This window comes from Nocardiopsis sp. TNDT3, assembly GCF_003427465.1.
GTDB classification, from domain to species: domain Bacteria; phylum Actinomycetota; class Actinomycetes; order Streptosporangiales; family Streptosporangiaceae; genus Nocardiopsis; species Nocardiopsis dassonvillei.
In genome coordinates, this window is sequence record NZ_QPFC01000705.1 from 1 (window position 1) to 3,330 (window position 3,330).

General features: G+C 74.6%; 2 protein-coding genes. One reads left to right on the forward strand and one right to left on the reverse strand.

Features of this window, described 5'->3' with window-relative positions:
- Nucleotides 1–268 precede the first annotated feature (268 nt).
- The gene (locus tag DQW06_RS28945; protein ID WP_157983471.1) at nucleotides 269–1,816 is read right to left on the reverse strand and encodes a WD40 repeat domain-containing protein; all 1,548 of its coding nucleotides are present in this window, start codon (nucleotides 1,814–1,816) and stop codon (nucleotides 269–271) included.
- 255 nt (nucleotides 1,817–2,071) lie between these two features.
- Between DQW06_RS28945 and DQW06_RS17520 the strand changes: the two genes are divergently transcribed.
- Nucleotides 2,072–3,301, forward strand: coding sequence for an acyl-CoA dehydrogenase family protein (locus tag DQW06_RS17520; RefSeq protein ID WP_019609096.1), 1,230 nt, complete (start codon nucleotides 2,072–2,074; stop codon nucleotides 3,299–3,301).
- Nucleotides 3,302–3,330 lie beyond the last annotated feature (29 nt).

The following is a 3,330-nucleotide window of genomic DNA, read 5'->3' on the forward strand; positions in this document are numbered from 1 at the left end:
GCCGTCGGCGGACAGCTCCACGACCTCCAGGGCGCCGCGCCCGAACCAACCGCCTCCGCCCCACACGATGGGGACGGCCGCCAGGAGGGCGGCCAGCACGGTCGCCCACGCCACGGTCCCCCCGGACGGCTTCCAACCTCTTGCGCCTCGGGGCCCGCGCCGTCCGCGGCCCGCGGAGGCCCCCTGTCCGTCGGTCGGTGCCATGTGCGCTCCCGGTCTGAGGGCGGCTCCCGGCCGCCGGATCGGTGTGCCCCGGTGCGGGGCGGGTTCAGTCGGCGGTCGGCGTCGTGGGGACCGGGGTCGGCGGGGTCGGTCCCGTGGTCGTCCCGTGCGTGTCGGTGGCCTGCTCGTCCTGGATCCTGACGCACACGGGCTCGTAGGCCAGGTCCGGCAGCTCGCGTTCCCACTCCCCCGGCCCCAGCAGGACGGGCGCGCCCGCGCAGCGCGTCTCCAGCGCGATGGTGAGCGCCTCCTCGTCGAGGTAGAGGGCGTGGGGGTCGCGGCTCAGGTCCCACAGCGCGGGGTCGCCGTCGGTGGGGGCCGCGGCCACGACGTGGAGGCCGGACGTCGTCCTGGGGGCCGCGACCAGCGCGATCCTGCCCGGAACGGTGACCGAGTCCGTCCGCCGGTAGTCCAGGACCGCGACCGGCGGCGACTCCCACAGGACCAGTTCGTCGGACCCGACCGCCGGTTCCGCGGTGACCAGGGCCGCGGCGTTGCCCTGGGCTGCCGGGCCCGCGTGGGTGTCCGCGTGCTGGTGCCGGCTGGGCCGGGTGGAGGGCTCGTCGCAGAAGACCCCCGTGCAGTACTGGGGCGTGTCCACCGGGCCGTCGCCGTGCTGGACCGCCTCGACGGACACCACGAAGACGCCCTCGTCGCCGGTCACCGGGATCGTGTCGTGGCCCACCGGCGCGGGCGCGAGCCGAAAGCCCCCGCCGGGGAAGCCGACCGCGCCCAGGTCCGTCTCGCCGATGGACGCCCGGGTGGTGGCGTCCCACAGGCCGAGGACCCCGTCGTCGGTCAGGGTGACCAGGGTCCTGGTGTGTCCGGTCATGCCCAGGGAGACGAGCCGCTCCTCCCGGGCGACCCGGGGCCCGGCCTCCCAGGTCCCGGTGTCCCACAGCCGCGCGCCGCCCTCGGCCGTTCCCAGCGCCAGGTACTGGGCCTCCAGGAACGAGCCCCGCCAACTGCTGACGAAGACCGCGCCCGAGGCGTCTCCGGTGTCCAGGCGGGCCCGCTCGGTTCCGGAGTCGACGTCCCACACCACGGCGCCGCCCCCGCCGTGCCGGGCCGCGACCAGGAGGCCCTCGGTGTCCAGGGCGACCTCCTCCACGGCGCCGGGCGCCCGCTGGTCGAGGACGGTGTCGCCGGTGTAGACGTCCCAGACCAGGATCCGCCCTCCCTCGGTGCCCCCGGCGAGGAACCGGCCCTGGTAGGCGAAGGCCAGGGCGCTCAGGGGTTCACCGCCGCTGTCCAGGTCCATGACCCGGTGCGGCTCGGCGAGGCGTGCCATCGCCGCCGCCGAGGCGTCGGTGTGGGCCAGGCCCGCCGCCTCCAGCGCGAGCGCGCTGGACAGACGGGGGTCCCCGGTCGCGGTGTCCAGGGAGCGCGCGGCGAGGACGTCGGCCAGGCGTTCGCGCTCCCCGGCGTCCAGGTCCGACACCGAGCGGGGCGGGGCGTCCGCGCTCCCGTCGTCGGCGGAGGGGAGGCAGGAGGCGCCCAGGCACAGGAGCAGGGGGAGCGCGAGAAGGAGGCGGACGGAGGCCGTCCGAGGGGGCGTGGAGGGAACTCGAACCCGGGGGAAGGGTAGGCCCATGCCCTCAGTCTAGGCCGCGGATCCCCGCCAGCGCAGGGGTTTCGGCCGCCGAAACCGCCCAGTCACGCTCCGGAGCGCACCGCAGGGCACCCGGGCCGGAAGGGACGCTCCGCCACCGAACGCCGTCAGGGCCCAAAGGAGCCCGGGGCGCCCCACGCTCGGGCACGGCGTTGTGGCAGGCGAAGTCAACTGTTACCGTTGGTAACACATACTGACCCCCTCCCCCGGAGGGCCCCCGACAAAGGATGTGAGCGCATGAGTGAGGCCACCGCGCCCGGCTTCAGCCTGGAACTGAGCGAGGACGTCCGCGAGGTCCGGGACTGGACCCACGGGTTCGCCGCCGACGTCATCCGCCCCGCCGCCGCCGAGTGGGACGAACGGGAGGAGACCCCCTGGCCGATCATCCAGGAGGCCGCCAAGATCGGCCTGTACTCCCTCGACTTCTTCGCCAACCAGTGGCTGGAGCCCAGCGGCGTCGGCATCCCCGTGGCCTTCGAGGAGCTGTACTGGGGCGACCCGGGCATCGCCCTGGCCATCACCGGCACCGGCCTGGCCGCGGTGTCCGTCGCCGCCAACGGCACCCAGGAGCAGCTCTTCGAGTGGACGCCGCAGATGTTCGGCACCCCCGACGACATCCGGCTCGCCGCGTTCTGCTCCTCCGAGCCCGACGCGGGCAGCGACGTCTCGGCCATCCGGACCCGCGCCGTCTACGACCAGGCCAAGGACGAGTGGGTGCTCAACGGCACCAAGACCTGGGCGACCAACGGCGGTATCGCCGACATCCACGTCGTGGTCGCCTCGGTGGAGCCCGAGCTCGGCTCGCGCGGGCAGGCCACGTTCATCGTGCCGCCCAACACGCCCGGGCTCAGCCAGGGGCAGAAGTTCGCCAAGCACGGCATCCGCGCCTCGCACACCGCCGAGGTGGTCCTGGACGACGTGCGCGTGCCCGGCTCGTGCCTGCTGGGCGGCAAGGACAAGCTCGACGAGCGCCTGGCCCGCGCCCGCGAGGGCAGGGGGTCCAAGGGCCAGGCCGCCATGAAGACCTTCGAGGCCTCCCGCCCGACGGTCGGCGCGATGGCGGTGGGCTGCGCCCGCGCCGCCTACGAGTACGCCCGCGACTACTCCACCCAGCGCGAGCAGTTCGGCCGCCCGATCGGCGAGAACCAGGGCGTGGCCTTCACCCTGGCCGAGATGGCCACCCGCATCGACGCGGCCCGCCTGCTGGTGTGGCGCGCGGCGTGGATGGCGCGCAACGACAAGGACTTCGACAGCGCGCAGGGCTCGATGAGCAAGCTCTACGCCAGCGAGACCGCCACGTTCGTCACCCAGAACGCGGTGCGCATCCTCGGCGGCAACGGGTACACGCGCGACTACCCGGTGGAGCGCTGGCACCGCGACGCCACGATCTTCACCATCTTCGAGGGGGCCAGCGAGATCCAGAAGCTCATCATCGGCCGCGCCGTCACGGGCCTGCCGGTGCGCTGAGGCCCCGGCGTGCCGCCGCGCGGCGGCCC